Annotated in this window: 13 protein-coding genes; 3 read left to right on the forward strand and 10 right to left on the reverse strand. The window is 71.7% G+C overall.

The genetic code is table 11. The features are described 5' to 3' along the window. Window positions 1-39: 39 nt before the first annotated feature. The 10 genes from ACFVHO_RS25995 to ACFVHO_RS26040 form a co-directional block, all read right to left on the reverse strand. Window positions 40-639, reverse strand: coding sequence for a DUF3105 domain-containing protein (locus ACFVHO_RS25995; RefSeq protein WP_385719410.1), 600 nt, complete (start codon window positions 637-639; stop codon window positions 40-42). Window positions 640-872: 233 nt separating this feature from the next. Continuing rightward, the gene (locus ACFVHO_RS26000; protein ID WP_385719189.1) at window positions 873-1,295 is read right to left on the reverse strand and encodes a hypothetical protein; all 423 of its coding nucleotides are present in this window, start codon (window positions 1,293-1,295) and stop codon (window positions 873-875) included. A gap of 219 nt (window positions 1,296-1,514) precedes the next feature. Then, the gene (locus ACFVHO_RS26005) at window positions 1,515-1,979 is read right to left on the reverse strand and encodes an SRPBCC family protein (protein WP_385719190.1); all 465 of its coding nucleotides are present in this window, start codon (window positions 1,977-1,979) and stop codon (window positions 1,515-1,517) included. Window positions 1,980-2,046: 67 nt separating this feature from the next. Beyond that, window positions 2,047-2,313: a DUF4235 domain-containing protein gene (locus ACFVHO_RS26010; RefSeq protein ID WP_385719192.1), complete on the reverse strand. Its 267-nt coding sequence runs from the start codon at window positions 2,311-2,313 to the stop codon at window positions 2,047-2,049. Window positions 2,314-2,317: 4 nt separating this feature from the next. After that, window positions 2,318-2,647: a hypothetical protein gene (locus ACFVHO_RS26015; RefSeq protein ID WP_385719195.1), complete on the reverse strand. Its 330-nt coding sequence runs from the start codon at window positions 2,645-2,647 to the stop codon at window positions 2,318-2,320. A 160-nt stretch (window positions 2,648-2,807) separates the two neighbouring features. After that, the gene (locus tag ACFVHO_RS26020; RefSeq protein ID WP_385719198.1) at window positions 2,808-4,181 is read right to left on the reverse strand and encodes a tetratricopeptide repeat protein; all 1,374 of its coding nucleotides are present in this window, start codon (window positions 4,179-4,181) and stop codon (window positions 2,808-2,810) included. A 356-nt stretch (window positions 4,182-4,537) separates the two neighbouring features. Next, entirely contained in the window at window positions 4,538-6,658 is a 2,121-nt protein-coding gene (locus tag ACFVHO_RS26025) for a DUF11 domain-containing protein (protein WP_385719201.1), read from the reverse strand. Window positions 6,659-6,745: 87 nt separating this feature from the next. Then, window positions 6,746-8,827, reverse strand: coding sequence for a hypothetical protein (locus tag ACFVHO_RS26030; protein ID WP_385719203.1), 2,082 nt, complete (start codon window positions 8,825-8,827; stop codon window positions 6,746-6,748). Beyond that, window positions 8,824-9,690: a DUF11 domain-containing protein gene (locus ACFVHO_RS26035; protein WP_385719205.1), complete on the reverse strand. Its 867-nt coding sequence runs from the start codon at window positions 9,688-9,690 to the stop codon at window positions 8,824-8,826. Before ACFVHO_RS26035 ends, ACFVHO_RS26030 begins: the two co-directional genes overlap by 4 nt. A gap of 217 nt (window positions 9,691-9,907) precedes the next feature. Beyond that, window positions 9,908-10,474 (reverse strand): hypothetical protein, encoded by a 567-nt coding sequence (locus tag ACFVHO_RS26040; protein ID WP_385719207.1) that lies wholly within the window; start codon window positions 10,472-10,474, stop codon window positions 9,908-9,910. Between the two features lie 277 nt (window positions 10,475-10,751). On the opposite strand from ACFVHO_RS26040, the gene ACFVHO_RS26045 reads away from it, so the two are divergent. The 3 genes from ACFVHO_RS26045 (at window position 10,752) to ACFVHO_RS26055 (ending at window position 14,916) form a co-directional block, all read left to right on the forward strand. Beyond that, a complete protein-coding gene (locus ACFVHO_RS26045; RefSeq protein ID WP_385719209.1) occupies window positions 10,752-11,090 on the forward strand; it encodes a hypothetical protein in 339 nt (112 codons plus the stop codon). A 154-nt stretch (window positions 11,091-11,244) separates the two neighbouring features. Then, window positions 11,245-12,789, forward strand: a complete 1,545-nt coding sequence (locus tag ACFVHO_RS26050; RefSeq protein WP_385719212.1) for a reprolysin-like metallopeptidase — start codon at window positions 11,245-11,247, stop codon at window positions 12,787-12,789. A 648-nt stretch (window positions 12,790-13,437) separates the two neighbouring features. Continuing rightward, window positions 13,438-14,916 carry a sugar transferase gene (locus ACFVHO_RS26055; RefSeq protein ID WP_385719215.1) on the forward strand — a complete coding sequence of 493 codons (1,479 nt, stop codon included), beginning with the start codon at window positions 13,438-13,440 and terminating at the stop codon, window positions 14,914-14,916. Window positions 14,917-14,957 lie beyond the last annotated feature (41 nt).

Here is a 14,957-nt window from a genome sequence, read left to right on the forward strand (position 1 = left end):
GTGCCGGTCACCGGCACGTCGCACCACCCGCGCTCCCGCTCAGGCGGCCCCGACACCCCCGGTGCACGCCGCCCCGGGCTCGGGTGTCTGCGGGCCCTGGACGTACTTGTCCAGGAACTGGTCCACCCGCGGGTCGGACGCGTCGGTGACGGAGAGCTGGCGTCCCCACGCGGTGAGCGTGATGGCGCCGCGCTGTTCCGCGACCGGGCTCATGAGGGTGTAGGGCGTCCCGCTGACCTTGCCGCCGAGCCGCTTGATGTCCGCGGCGGCGGCCTTGTCGTTGTACGTGATCCAGACGGCGCCGTGTTCGAGGGAGTGCACGGCGTTCTCCTTGCCGACCGGCTTGTCGTACACGTTGCCCTGGCAGTTGACCCAGGCCTGCGCGTGATCGCCGCCGACCGCGGGGGTCATGGGGTAGTCGACCGCCTTGTCCACGTGGTTGCGGCCGAGCTTCTCGGCGTCCCAGGTCTTCTCGCCCTTGACCGGAGCCGACGCCGAGGCGTCCCGCTTCTCCTGCTTGTCGTCGTACGACACCAGTGCGTACGAGCCGAATCCCACGAGCCCCACGACCACGGCGACGCTCGCCGCGACGGTGAGGATGCGGTGGCGTCGCTCGCGTGCCTGCTCGGCGCGGCGCATCTCCTGGATGCGGGCCTTGCGCTCGGCGGCGGTCGCGGCGCTCTTGCCTCTCTTGGAGGGCGACTTCGCGGATGTGCGCGCGGACGCCGAGGACTTGGGAGTGGGTCTGGGGGACTTGGAAGTGCTCATGGCCGTGGATGTCCTTGTCCCCGCTGTGCTGGGCACAGCGGTGGTCGCAGAGGGAAGGAAGGCAGCGGTACGCGCGCCCTCAGTGGGGCGCGCGCGGGCCGCCCTCAGGTCCGCTGCACCTGAAGGACGTGGAGGTCGGGGGCCTGCCGACGCGTGGGTCCGCGCGGCGCGGGCCGTGCGGTGGGAGAGTGCCGGGGCTGTCCGGCATGCTCGTCGGTGGCGGGGGCCGGGGGCTCGGGCGCGGGCAGCGTGAGCGCGGCGTGGTGGGTAACGGCTGCGCAGCGCTCGCTGGGCGGGCAGTCGTGGCCGAGGGCCGGTCCCGTCCCTGGTTCGGGTGCTGGTCCGGGTGCGGCGGCGGGGCTCGCGACGCCGGGGGCGGCGCGGCCGTCGCCGTCCTCATGGTGTGCCAGGGCCCCGAAGCACACGCAGAGGACGGCCAGGACCGAGGCCAGGGCACAGGCGAGCACGGCACAGCGGCGGACGGCCCGCGCCGTGCCGCCCCGTGTGTTCCGTATGCCTAGGGCCATGGCCGCAGATAGTACGTCCCGTTCGTCACCGCTGGTACGTCCGCTCCCCCACCGGGGCCGTCACCGCCCGTACTTCACACCCGGCCAGTCGTCGTACCGGCCCCACGCAACCCCCCACGCCGAAGGCCTTGAGCCAGACCTTGCACAAGACCATGGATGAGGGCCGCGCGGAGGGCGTCTCCGCGCGGCCCGTGGGATGTCGGCGCCCGACGCCGGATGTCAGACGTCCTCGGGCCTGATCCGGCCGCGCCATGCGCCCGACTCCCGCGCGCGGTGCTCGATGTACTCCTTGAACCGCCGCAAGTCGCCCTTGATCCGGCGGTCGACGACGCCGACCGCCTCGGCGGCCTTCTCCGCCAGGCCCTCGCCCTCGATCTCCATCACGAGCTCGACGCGGGTGCGGGACGCGTCCAGGGGCTGGAAGCGGACCATGCCCATCTGCTTGATGTCGCCACTGGTCGTACGCCAGGCGATGCGTTCGTCCGGGAGCTGGTCGACGATCTCGGTGTCGAACTCCCTGCGCGCGCCCGCGACCTTGGTGGTCCAGTGGTTGCGCCGGTCGTCGAGCTGGACGACTTCCTCCACGCCCTCCATGAAGCGCGGGAACTCCTCGAACTGCGTCCATTGGTTGTAGGCAGTGCGAGCGGGAACCTCGACGTCCACCGTCTCCGTGACCGTGCTCATCAGCGTGCCTCCTCCCGGTCCGCGGGCGCGGACCTGGTCTGTTCTGTTCGTCGGTCTGGGGCGCCGTTCAGCCGGGCCACGTCCCGGTCAACCGACGGGTGGCCACCGCTCCGCCCCGGTTCACCGCCGCCTTCACGGCGGCGAAGATCGCGCCCTGGAGCGTGGCCGCGAGCAACACCTCGCCCCAGGTCCGTTCCTCGTCCGTGGCGTCCGGCGCGTCCTCCTCGTGGCCGAGCTTCTTCCACGCCTGCCGGAACAGCGCGCCGGCCAGCATCCCGCTCACCGCGCCGAGGACCAGCCCGACCGGCTTGTACGCGATCCTCGCCGCCCGCAAGGTCTCACTTCTCCTTGCGCCGGAACATCAGCCACAGGGCGGTGACAGCGGCTGCGGTGGCCAGCAGCAGACCGCGGTTCTTGCGCGCCGCCTCGGCGCCCTGGCCCGCCTTCTGCTTCAGCAGTTCGGGCGTCTGCTCCTGGATCTTGTCGCCGGCCTGACCGGCCATCGCCTTGGCCTGGTCCGCGGTGTGGGCGGCCTTGGCCTTCACGTCGGTCGTCGCGGCCGCCAGCGCGTCGACCGTCCGGCCGAGCCCCTGCTTGGTCTCCTCGGCGTGCTTGCGCACCCCGTTGGGGACGGCCGGGCTCTTCGAGTGGTGCGTCCGCTGGGTCATGGATCAGTACTCCTTCGTCTCGATCGCGTCGGCCGACGCACCGCTTCGACGGGCTTCCGCCGTCCGGCACGACTCTCACGGCCGCCAGAGGGACGCGACGGCGAATCCCGCGCCGAACAACATCAACCTCCGCCACTCCGGGTGCCCCCGAGCGGCGACCTCACACCCGCGGCCGCGGATCCCCGCCGTGCTCCGCCGCGGAGCGGTGGGCCTTGGCGCTCTTGGCGAGCCGGGCCCACGCGTCCTGGTCGTAGGGGCACCGGGGGCGCAGGTTGACGCGCTCGCTCAGGAGCGTGCGTGCCAGGTCGTGGTGTCCGGCGTGCAGTGCCGACTCGACGAGGGTCTTCTGCACGGCGTCCCGCTGCGCGTGGCTGCCGCCGAAGGTGTGGAGGCGGTGCCGCAGCGGCAGCAGGAGGTCGACCGCGTCGGCGTAGCGCCCCTGTCCGTAGGCCACGAGGGCACGGCACACCGGAAGCCCGATCTCGGCGGTCATCGGCACGTTGGAGAGCCCCGGGCGGCCGGAGCCCGCGTCCCGCAGCCAGCCCTCCCGGTCGCGGATGAGCCGTTCGGCGTCGGCCAGGCGGCCGGCCCCGACGTGGGCCATGACGGCGTGGACGTCGTTGAAGGCGTAGTACGCGCCGTCGCCACGCCGCGCCCAGGCGTCGGCGAGGACGGGCCAGCGGTCGCCGGTGTCGGTGCCCGCGAGGTGGAGCCGCCAGAGCAGGGACGCGGCGTCCAGGAGCTCCATCGCGGCCCCGCCCGAACCCTCGTGGTGCACGGCGGCGTCGTAGACCTCGAGGACCTTGTCGGTGCGGCCGGTCTCCATGACGTACAGGGCGTAGTGCCACCAGTTGTGCACGTTGAGGTAGTTGCCGGCGGACCAGTCGTCGGCGCGGGCGTCGAGGTAGCGGATGCCGTCCTCGTACCGCCCCTGCATCTCGTAGGCGTGCACGACGGCGTGGATGCCCCAGACGTCGCGTGGATTGCGTTCGACGGCGTCGAGGCCCACGCGCTCGGCGGGCGTGTAGTGCCCGGCCTCCTCCAGGCCGAACGCGTACATGCCCTGGAGCAGGCCGTAGTGCGGATCGTCGGTGTCCCAGGCGGACAGCGCGCCGCCGACGCGGTCGCGCAGCAGCACGGCGTTGCCGGTGAAGAAGTCGATCTGGTGGCCGACGGCGAGGGCCAGGGCGTCCTTCGGGTGGGCCACGACGAGTTCGGCGAGGACGCGGCCCGCCGCGTGCATGTCGCCGTCGAGCCAGAGCGACGCGGCCTCGACGTGCATGCGCTCGCGCGGGGTGAGGTCGGCCGCGTGCACGTCCGCGCGGTAGGCCTCGAAGGCCGTGGCCGCCTCCGCCGCGTCCTGCTCCTCCGTGCCCAGCAGGCCGAGGTACGCGCCGAAGACGTGCCCCATGGCGGAGCGGGGCGATGCGTCGAGCACCGCTCGGGCCTCCGGCGCGACCTCCTCGCGGAAGTAGAGCAGGTGGTCGAGCGCCGCCTCGTAGTGCCGCACGGCGTCGCCGTCGGTGTGCGTCATCGTGTGCGCGTGCCGGTCTGTGACCACTGTGTCCTCCCGACGGGTCGCCTCGTGCCGCAGTGATCTCTGCCCGGTGTCGGGAGGGCGGACACCACAGCGGGACGCGGACAGCCGAATGGAGATGTCCGTACAGGACGTCCTTACCGCACACCGAACGGATGTCCAGAGTCTTCGCTTCCGGTCCCCCGGCCCTCGGCAGAGCGGGTGGTCGGACGACGCACACGAGGTCGCCCGTCGCGCGTCGCCTGTTGCCCGACAGACCGGCTTCTTCCACCGGCACGTGAAAAGGCGCCCGACCGGGGATCTCACCGGTCGGACGCCTTTCGTTCGGAAGCGTCCGGGGGGACGTCAGGGAATCAGGGAATCTGCTTGCTCACCTCCAGGTCGGCCTTCGGCTTGGTGACCTTGCCTCCGGGCGGGCCCGTGGTGCTGGAGTTGTTGCCGGTGACCGGGTCCTTGGTCGCCGAGGACACCGTGGCCGTGTTGTCGAGGTCGCCGCCGTCACCGTTGTAGGTGGCGGCGAGCTTCACCTTGAACACCCAGCTGACCGAGGCGCCGGGCGCCAGGGTCGCGAGGGGCCCGCAGGTGACGGTGCGGCCCGCGGTGCACGGGTCGTCGGAGGAGACGAAGCTCAGCGCCGTGGGCAGGACGTCGGACACCTGGACCTGTTCGGCCTGGGACGGGCCCTTGTTGGTGACCGTCACGGTGTAGTCGAAGGTCTCGCCGGGGGCGACGGGCTGGTCCGTCGCGGGCTTCTTCACGATCGCGAGGTCGGCGGCGGGCGCCGCGATCCCGCCGTCGGGCGGTCCCGCGGTGTCGGTGTCGTTGTCACTGCTCGGGTCGATGTTGTCGGCCGTGACGTGGGCGGTGTTCTTGATGTCGCTGCCGTCGCCCTGGTAGGCGGGGTCGACCTTCACCGTCAGGGTGTACTCCACCGTCTCGCCGACCTTGAGCGGGGTCGTGCGGCGGCAGTTGACGACTTGCCCGGAGACCGCGCAGCCCGCGGGCGACGAGGAGACGTACGACAGGCCCACGGGCAGCTCGTCGGTGAGCTTGACGTTGTAGGCGTCGGCCGACGGGCCCTTGTTGGTGACGGTGACCTTGTAGTCGAAGGTCTCACCGGGGCGCGGCGCGGTGTCGCCGACGGCGGTCTTGGTCACGGCCAGGTCGGCCGTGGGCTTGTTGACCTTGCTGCCCGGCAGGCCCGCCTCGGAGCTGGTGTTGTTGGCCGGGACGGGGTCCGCCGTGTCCGAGGAGACGGTCGCGGTGTTGCGGATGTCGCTGCCGTCGCCGGTGTACTCCGAGTCGAGCCGGACGGTGAACTTCCACGTCTTCGACGCGCCGGGTTCGAGGACGGCCTGCGGCCCGCAGGTGACGTCCTGGCCGGAGGCGGTGCAGCCGTCCGCCGAGCCCACGAAGGACAGGCGCGCGGGCAGGGTGTCGGTCGCCTTCGCGTCGAGCGCCCGGGAGGGTCCGTCGTTGGTGACGGTCACGGCGTACTCGAAGGTCTCACCCGGCGCGATGGGCGTGGTGGTCGTGGGCTCCTTGCCCGCCCACAGGTCGGCCTGGGGCTCGGTGACGCCGCCCGGCGGGAGCACCGCCGTGCTGGTGTTGTTGGTGAGGTCGGGGTCCTTGGAGTCGGACGTCGACGTCGCGGTGTTGCGCAGGTCGGAGCCGTCACCCTGGTACGCGGCACTCAGCTTGACCTTGAACGTCCACTTCACGGAGGCGCCGGGGGTGAGCCTCGCGTGCGGACCGCACGTCACCCGCTGCCCGGAGTCCGTGCAGGGGTCGGCCGACGACACGAAGGAGACGCCGTCGGGCAGCGTGTCGGTGGCGCTCACGTTGCGGGCGTCCGAGAGACCGGCGTTGGAGGCCTCGATCTCGTACTCGTACTCCTCGCCGGGGACGATCGGCCCGGTGCCGAGGGCCGTCTTCACCGTCGAGATGTCCGACTCGGGCGTGAAGGGTCCCGGCGGCGTGACCGGGTCCGGCTTGTTGTTGTCGGGGTCGGGGTCGGTGGCGTCCGACGTGCCCGAAGCGCTGTTGCCGAGGTCCGAGCCGTCGCCCTGGTAGGAGGGGTTCAGCCGGGCGAGGAACGTCCACTTCTTGGTCTGGCCCACGCCGAGCTGCGGCTCCGGACCGCAGGTCACCGTGCGGCCGCTCGCCGAACAGCCGTCGGCTGACGACACGAACGACATGCCCTCGGGCAGCGTGTCCGAGGCCGTCACGTTGCGGGCCACCGAAGGCCCGTTGTTCTTCGCCGTCAGGGTGTACGTGATCAGTCCGCCGGGCGGCGTGTCCGCCCGGCCCGCCACGGGCAGGACGCGGCTCAGCTCCGTGGTCACCCGCGGCGCGGCGCCGGAAGGTGCCGCCGCCCGGGCCGGGTCCTGCCCGGACCACTGCGGCAGCGCGCAGACCAGCGCGGCGACCGCGACGCCCACCAGGGCGCGTCGGCGATGTCGTGTCGTACTCATCTCACATCGGTTCCGTTCGTGCTTCGGTCGCGTACACCGCTGTACGGACGTGCGAGGGGAGGTATCCCGCCACTGCGGCGGGACCCGTCACGTAGGTGTGTTCTCGGCCGTCTTGCCGAACTCGAGGTCGGCGGTCGGCGGCTTGACCCGGCCGCCGGGCACGGTGGCGCTGCCGCTGTTGTTGCCGGTGTCGGGATCGGCGGTGTCGGCGTCGGCCGTCGCGACGTTGAGGACGTCCGTGCCGTCGCCGCTGTAGTCCGCGTTGAGCCGTACCCGGAACGTCCACGACGTGGCGGCCCCCGGCGTCAGGGTCGCGACCGGTCCGCAGGTGACCGTGCGGCCCGCCAGGGTGCAGCCGTCGGCGGACGACACGAAGGTGAGCGAGGTCGGCAGCGGGTCCGTGATCCGCACGGCGCGCGCGACGGACGGGCCCCTGTTGGCCACCGTCACCCGGTAGAAGTACTCCTCGCCGGGCGCCACCTGCCCGTTGGTCGTCGTGCGCTTGACGGTCACCAGGTCGGCCGAGGGCGCCCGCACTCCGCCCGGGGGCAGGGCGGCGGTGCTGGTGTTGTTGGTGAGGTCCGGGTCGGAGACGTCGTGGGTGACCTTCGCGACGTTGCCTAGGTCGGAGCCGTCGCCCTGGTACGCGGCGTCGAGCTTGACCCGGAACGTCCAGGACACCGAGGCGCTCGCGGCGAGCCTGGCCGCGGTGGGACAGGTGAGGGCCTGCCCGGAGGCCGTGCAGCCGTCGGCGGAGGACACGAACGTCAGGCCGGTCGGCAGGGTGTCGGTGACCTTCACGTTGGCGGTGTCGGACGGCCCGTTGTCGCGGACCGTGATCCGGTACTCGAACTCCTCGCCCGGCCGTACAGGACCCTGCCCGACGCCCGCCTTGCTCACGGCGGCGTCGGCCCGCGCGGTCACGGTGGTGGACGCGGTCGCCGTGTTGTCGGCGGGGTCGGTGTCGGAGCGGTTGCCGGGCTCGATGACCGTCGCCGTGTTGGTCAGGGTCGTCGGCTGGGCCGGGGCGGTGCCGGTGACGGTGTACGTCACGGTGCCGTCGCGCGCCAGGTCGGCGGTGGTGTCGAGGGGACCGGTCCCGGACGCCCTGCCGCACGCGCTGCCCGAGCTCGCCGAGCAGGTCCAGGTGACGCCGGTGAGCCCGGGTGCCGCGTCCTTCACGGCCGCTCCGGACACCGCGTTGGCGTCGCTGTTCCTGACGGTGACCGTGTACGTGACCGGTCTGGTCCCGGCCGCAACGGTGGCGGGCTTGCCGGACTTGGTGACCGACAGGTCCGCCGGGACGTTGATCTTCAGGTCGCCGATCTCGTGGTTGTTCGTGGCGCCGCCGGTGCCCGCGGAGAATCCGACGCGCAGGGTGGACGGCAGCGACGGCTGGCCGCTCACGGTCGACACGTCGAAGTCGCTGATGACCTTGGTGGACGTGGTGCCGGGTCCGGAGTCGGACCACACCGACACGAGGAGCTTGCCGCCGCTGGGCTGCACGGTGACGCGCACCGTGCGGAACTTGGCGCGGTTGCCCGTCTCGACGGTGCCGCCGGGGCCGTTGGCGGAGGTGCCGAAGCGGTAGCCGGAGGTGCCGTTGCCGCCGCCGCGCAGCACGATCTTGTTGGCCTGGGTGCCGGGTCCGCTCGCCCCGGTGGAGCTGGCCGAGAAGTTGCCGAACTCGTCGATGCCGACGCCCAGGAACGCGCCGGGCACACCGTTGCTGGTGCAGCGCGTCGCGAGTCCGGCGCAGGCGTAACCGAGGGCGCCGCCGGTGGCACCGGTCCCGGTCGACGCGGAACCGTCGGCGAGGAAGAACGCCAGACCGTCGCCCCGCTTGCCGTCGAAGGTGCTGCCGCCGTAGGTGGCGTACGTGAACTCCGCGACAATGCCGAGGTCCGTGGAGAACGAGTCCTTCATCTGCCACGACCCGGCCCTGGTCGCCGTGGCGGGCGTCAGGCGCAGCCAGCCGTCCGAATAGGAGGCGCTGCCCGTGGCGGTGCCCAGGTCGTTGCCGTTGTCGAAGCCTTCGTGGACCGGGAAGGCCAGCTCCGCCCGCACGGCCGAGGCCGCCGGGGTCAGCAGCCCGCAGAACAGGGCGGCGAGCGCGAGCAACAGGGCGGCGAGCCACCGCGGGCCCGCCGGGTGCCGGGAGGTCCTCATCGCCGCGGCCCCTCCCCCGCCCCGCGGCGCCGGACGGCCGCCACCAGGAGGCCGCCGCAGGTCACCGCGGCGCCCGCGACCCAGCCGAGCCAGGCGGGCACGTCACCGCCGGTGTCCGGCAGTTCGCCGTGGTCGCCGGTCCTGACGTACACCGTGTGAGGCGGGTTCTGGTTGTCGCTCGGGTCGGGGTCCTTCGTCGTCGCCGTCACCGTGGCGACGTTCTCGATCCTGCCGAGGTGGCGGGTCCGCTCCGTCGCCACGCGGACGGTGAGCGCGTACGAGACCGAGGCACCCGACGCGAGGCGGTCGGGGCCCGGGCAGACGATCAGCTGTCCGCCGCCGTCCGGCGCGCAGCCGTCCGGGGAGCCCACGAAGTGCAGGCCCTTGGGCAGCGGGTCGGTCACCCGCAGCCCGCGCGCCGTGCCGGGGCCGTTGTTGTGCACGGTGATCCGGTACGTGAAGGTCTCTCCGGGCCGGACCCAGGAGCGGCCGCCGGGCAGGAGGGCCGTCTTGGTCAGCGAGAGGTCGGCGCGGCCCCAGTCCGGCGGGACGGGCAGGCCGGTCGCGGAGCTGGTGTTGTTGCTCGCGTCGGGGTCGTGGGTCTGCGAGGACACCTCGGCCAGGTTCACGATGTCCCGGCCGTCGCCCTCGTAGTCGTCGGCGAGGCGTACGGTCACGATCCAGCTGTGGGACGCGCCGACGGCGAGCTCCGGCAGCGGGCCGCAGGTGACGGTCCGTCCGCTCGCGGTGCAGCCGTCCGCGGACGACACGAAGACGAGGGCGTCCGGCAGGCGGTCCCTGACCGTGACGCCGACGGCCTGCGAGGGGCCGTGGTTGACGGCGGTGATGCGGTAGTCGTACACGCCGTCCGGCCCCCGGACCGAGCCCGCGGCACGCCGCCCCGACCCCGTCCCGGGGCGCGACCGCGCCTCCAGGTCGGCCCGGGCGGCCGACGCCGGGCGGCCGCGGTGCTTGCGGGGCTGCGGGGACGGTGAGGCTGAGGACGAGGTGGACGCGCGGGGGGTCGTGCGGCTGGGGTCGGCCTCGCCGTGTGGGGCGCGCTCGTCGTTTGTGGCGCGCTCATCGCGCGGGCCCTGCGGGGGCGGGCTCGTCCGGGCGGGGGCGGAGGGTGGGGTGGCCTTCGGGGCCGTCGGAGCCGCGGGGGCCGTCGGAGCCTTGGGACCCGTAGGAGCCGTCGTGGCCTTGGCGGTTGCCGGAGCCTTGGCAACCGCCGGAGCCTTGGGAGCTGTAGGGGCCGTGGGCGGCCGAGCCGACGCGGCTTCGCGGCGCGGCGCCTGCGGGCCCCGCTGCGGCGGGCCCGGACGGGGCGCGGAGGCCGAGGGCACCGGCGTACCGGAGGACGTTCCCGAGGGGGAGGCCGATGTCGAGTCCACCGGCGTACCGGAGGGCGTGCCCGAGGGAGAGGCCGATGCCGCCGGTGTCGGCGAGGCGGGCGCGGACCCCGAGGGCGACGGCGACACCTCCGCGCCCGCCGAGCCGGACACCGGACCTGATGCCGGGCCAGGGGGCGGGCTCGACGGCGACGGGGCCGGTGATGCGGCGAGCGCGGCCGCCGTGACCGCTGCCGCGGGCGGCGCGACCAGGGCCGCCGCACCGGCCGCGAGGGCCACCGCGCCCCGTGGCCAACGGCGGGCGACCGCACGCCGTCTGAGCTTGTGTCGCATCGAGAGACCCCTTCACATCGGGCACGGCAAAGCGGCGCCGTTCCGGTCCAGCCGAAACGCAAGATCTTTTTATCCGACTTTTTCCGTTTTGAGATGATCATGGGGAGCGAACGAGTGAGGAGAGATCACCGAACAGCCCACCGGGGGCGGCATCGCAGCGTTCCGCGGGCCGCACGTGAAGGGTTCCGGACGCTGTTCGGCGAGGCCTCGTTCAGTAGGCTGTCAAGTACCCCGGTTCAGTGAGCGATCAGCGATCAGTGAAAGGGATGACGGCGATGAAGGTGCGCAGGAAGGGCCAACTGGCTGTCGCAGGAGTCGCCCTGTCCGTCCTCATGGTGGGTTCGCCACTCGCTGTGGCCGACGCGGGCGCCGCGGCCAAGCTCTTCACGGGCGGCGGTCGCGGGCCGACTGCCGCGGTGGCGATTCAGAGTGCCGTCTGGGACGCGGAGGCGTCGGCCGGCGCCGAGCAGCTGTACACCTGCACACTCGTCGGCGAACCCCTCGTGTTCGAGACCTTCGACGATCCGAACTACGGGCACGTGTTCCGCGCCGAGGCGACCGTCAGTTGCACACCCTGAGCGCCCACGCTCAGCAACACCCCAGCGAACCTCAAAGAGGCCATGACACCCTTCCCTGGCATGGCCGCCATGTGAGTGCCGGGTCCTGCGCACTCGGGTGACGTGCGCACGACGTCCGCTTGCCGGGGGCGGGGGCAGTGGAACGGCTAGCGCCATGATCTCGACGCGACGCCCGCGCTTTCGCGGCACGGTCTGCTCGGCCCTGGCCTGCGCCACCGCGCTCTCCCTCGCCGGGACGGTGGCCGCGGCCGCGCCCCGGCCTCAAGAACCCGGACCGCCCGCGTACGAGAAGGACGTGCTGCGGGAACGCACCGTCGACCTCGATGCCGCCGACTTCCAGTGGCTGTGCGGCTCCGGCGGCTTCAGCCAGGCCGACGAACACACGCTTCAGCTCTTCCCCGACGTCCGCGTCACCGTCGTCCAGGACGGCCGCGAGGTCGACGGGAACACCGTCACCTGGACCGGTCACGCGAAGGGGGCGCCGGAGGACCAGGCGGTGATCTCCGCGAGCCATGTGTGTCCGCCCGCAAAGAAGAACGTACCGCCCGCCGTCGACGCCCTGATCGACCTGGAGGAGCACGCGTACCACCTCACGACCCTGCCCGGAAAGCAGCCGCGGGTACGGATCACCGAGGAGGACCCGGACGCGCGCCGCCACCCCGAGCCCGACAACGGCGCCCTCAGCAAGGACGCGGCGCGGAAGCTGCAGGACTCCCTCAAGAACCGTGCGCCCGCCGCGGCCGCCGACCCCGTCGTCATCGATGTCCTCGCCGGATACACCCCGCCCGCCGTACGCCGCCTCGGCAGCGAGCAGGCCATGCTGGCCCGGCTCCGGCTCGCCGAGTCCTACATGAACCAGGCCCTGGCGGACAGCAACGTCGCGGCCAGCATCGACATCGTCGGCAGCTACAACACCGAGTACTGGGGCGACCAGACGGCCGCCGTCATGCACAAGAAGCTCTCCAACCCCCGGGACTTCACCCTCGGCGCGACGGCGCACCGCTACCGCGAGCAACTGGGCGTCGATCTGGTCACCGTCATCAACGACGTGCCCAACGGCTCCTCCGGGCAGGGCAGCCTCCCCACCAAGGGCCGGATGGACAGCGAGCTGGCGTACTCCGCCGTCGACGTCCAGTCCCTCGTCGACTGGTACAACCTCGGGCACGAACTGGGCCACAACCTCGGGCTGTTCCACGACCGCACCACGCTCGACAAGCAGGCACCCGGCGGATACGAGCACCTGCTCAACGCCCCCTACGGCACCGGGTGGATCACTCCGCGCCGCGACTACCACACCGTGATGGCGTACGCCGAGAACTGCGGCCGCCCGTGCAGTCCGGTCAACCAGTACTCCAACACCGAGAACACGGTCGACGGCCAGCCCCTCGGGGACGCGAACAACAACAACGCCGCCCTGGCCCGGCTGACCGCCCCCATCGTCGCCGACTACCGCGCCCTGAAGGTGAATCGGCCCCGGTACCGACTCGCCCTCGAATCCAGCCCGAACGGCACGACCCGCCCCGCCGTCCACGGCCCCTACGCCCCCGGCACCACCGTCGCCGTCACCGCCAAGCCCGCGTCCGGCTACCGCGTCAGCGCCTGGATCGTCGACGGCCGCCGCCACGACATCACCGACGAGCACGTGACGATGACCATGGACCGCCCCTACACCCTCAGGGCCGTCTTCACCCGGGCCTGACTCCCCAGGTCGAACGCACCTTCGCACGCCGCCACAACGTCCCCCGCCCGATCGGGCCAATAGGCCCTCGGATCGGTCAAGTTAAATGTGTCCGGACGGCTTGAAGTTACTGGTGCCACCCGCCAAGGGATTCCCATCACCACAGGTCACACGGCATGTCTTCGTCGTGCAGGCACCCGTGGGGGGTCACCGGTTGGTGAATCCCTTCTCAAAGCTTCGGCACGAATTGCACACACCCCCTCTACAACCTGACCCCCATGGTCTAAATTGACCGTGCTTCAGCTGTTCGGAGACGAAGCAAACGTTAATGATCTATGGGTCCGGCGCCATGCACAGCCAGCAGTAGCGTCCCCGGCGCCAGGCTTGGGGGTGATCAATTCTCGGAGCTCGACAGGGGGGCTCGGGTGCGGGGGGCACCCGGGAGTTGAAGAGTTCCGACTCGTCTCGAGGGGTTCGGCAGGGCCTGCGGGTCCGTTGCCGCCAGGTTGAGTTGTTTCAGTAGCGCTGAAGTATGTCGGTTTGTCGTGCGCGGGAGGCGGGGGCCTCCTGCGGGGAGGAACAGCGCGGCACCGGGGGTGAGACCTCCCGGGGGGTTGAACAGGGGAGCAGGCGAACACGCCGAACCATGGCGAAACCTGGGGGGGTTCTGTGCAGCAGGGGGAATTAGTCAACCCGTTTCCGTCGACGCGCGGGCGTCTGACGAACGGGGCAAGCAGCCAGCCCGCGAGCGATTGGGAGCAGCGGTACCGACGGGCCGTGATCACCAGCGATACCGTGGCCACCGCCTTCGTGGTGGCGGCGATCGGGGGCTTCTTCGGGGTACGTGACGCGGCCAACTGGCATGAGAACTGGGCCTTTCTCGCTTTCGGCACCGAATTGTTGATCCTGGGATCACTCGCGGTGAGCCGGTCGTGGGCTCCTGCAGTTCTCGGCCAGGGAGCAGAGGAATTCCGCCGACTCGGACGTTCGCTTTTCACGGCGGCCGTCGTTCTTTCTCTCGGTGGAATCGCTCTGACCTCGCGCAACATCAAGCTCTGGATCTTCGTGGCGATCCCCGCGATCGCAATCGTCACCATGACCGCGCGCTATGTGCTGCGGCTGTGGCTGCACAAACAACGCAAGGAAGGCCGGTGCTTGAGACCGGTACTCGCTGCCGGGAGCCCGGCCACGGTGCGCGATCTGATCACCCGGGCCCGCAAGTTCCCGCACCTCGGCTGGCGCGTGGAGGCGGTGTGCACGACGGACGGTCACGGGCTCGAAGGTGACCAGTTGGACGGAGTGCCGGTCGTCGGCGAGCTGGCGGACGTCGCGGGTCATGTCCGCCGCGACGGCTACCGCGTCGTCGCGGTCACACCCGACCCGTACTGGTCGCCGGAACGGCTGCAGCGTCTCGCCTGGAACCTCGAAGGCAGCGATGCCGACATGGTCGTGGCCCCCGTCCTGATGGAAGTGGCCGGACCCCGGCTGCACGTCGATGCGGTGCTCGGGATCCCGCTGCTCCGGGTCAGCATGCCGACCTTCACCGGGGGCCGTCGCGCGATCAAGGCGGTCGTCGACCGGATGAGCGCGGTGATCCTGCTGGTCCTGTTCGCACCGCTGATGGTGCTGGTCGGGGTGCTCGTCCTGATGGACAGCCGGGGCGGGGCGTTCTACCGCCAGCGCAGGGTCGGCAAGGACGGGCGCGAGTTCACGATCTACAAGTTCCGCACCATGGTCGCCGGTGCCGACGGGGCCCGAGCCGCCCTTGCCGACCTGAACGAGGGCGCGGGGCTGCTGTTCAAGCTCCGCCGCGATCCGCGGGTGACCCGGGTGGGGGCGGTTCTTCGGCGGTACTCGATCGACGAACTCCCGCAGCTTTTCAACGTACTCACCGGATCGATGTCGCTCGTCGGTCCGCGGCCTCCGCTGCCGGAGGAGTCCGCCGCGTACGGCCCGGACATAAGGCGGCGGCTCCTGGTCAAGCCCGGGCTCACCGGCCTGTGGCAGATCAGCGGACGCAGCGATCTGCCGTGGGAGGAGGCCGTCCGGCTCGACCTGCGGTACGTGGAGGACTGGTCGCTCGCCCTGGACACAGTGATCTTGTGGAAGACGCTGCGTGCGGTGCTCCAGGGGCAGGGGGCCTATTGATCACCCGGAGGGCGTCGTCCGACCGGCGAACGGAAGGCAGG

The sequence above is a fragment of the Streptomyces sp. NPDC127108 genome (genome assembly GCF_042677545.1).
In the GTDB taxonomy this organism is placed as follows: domain Bacteria; phylum Actinomycetota; class Actinomycetes; order Streptomycetales; family Streptomycetaceae; genus Streptomyces.

Excerpts from the sequence above, each read along its gene's own strand:
- ACFVHO_RS25995 (WP_385719410.1), bottom strand. The coding sequence starts at position 639 with ATGCGCCGCGCCGAGCAGGCACGCGAGCGACGCCACCGCATCCTCACC.
- ACFVHO_RS26000 (WP_385719189.1), bottom strand. The coding sequence starts at position 1,295 with ATGGCCCTAGGCATACGGAACACACGGGGCGGCACGGCGCGGGCCGTC.
- ACFVHO_RS26005 (WP_385719190.1), bottom strand. The coding sequence starts at position 1,979 with ATGAGCACGGTCACGGAGACGGTGGACGTCGAGGTTCCCGCTCGCACT.
- ACFVHO_RS26015 (WP_385719195.1), bottom strand. The coding sequence starts at position 2,647 with ATGACCCAGCGGACGCACCACTCGAAGAGCCCGGCCGTCCCCAACGGG.
- ACFVHO_RS26020 (WP_385719198.1), bottom strand. The coding sequence starts at position 4,181 with ATGACGCACACCGACGGCGACGCCGTGCGGCACTACGAGGCGGCGCTC.
- ACFVHO_RS26025 (WP_385719201.1), bottom strand. The coding sequence starts at position 6,658 with ATGAGTACGACACGACATCGCCGACGCGCCCTGGTGGGCGTCGCGGTC.
- ACFVHO_RS26030 (WP_385719203.1), bottom strand. The coding sequence starts at position 8,827 with ATGAGGACCTCCCGGCACCCGGCGGGCCCGCGGTGGCTCGCCGCCCTG.
- ACFVHO_RS26050 (WP_385719212.1), top strand. The coding sequence starts at position 11,245 with ATGATCTCGACGCGACGCCCGCGCTTTCGCGGCACGGTCTGCTCGGCC.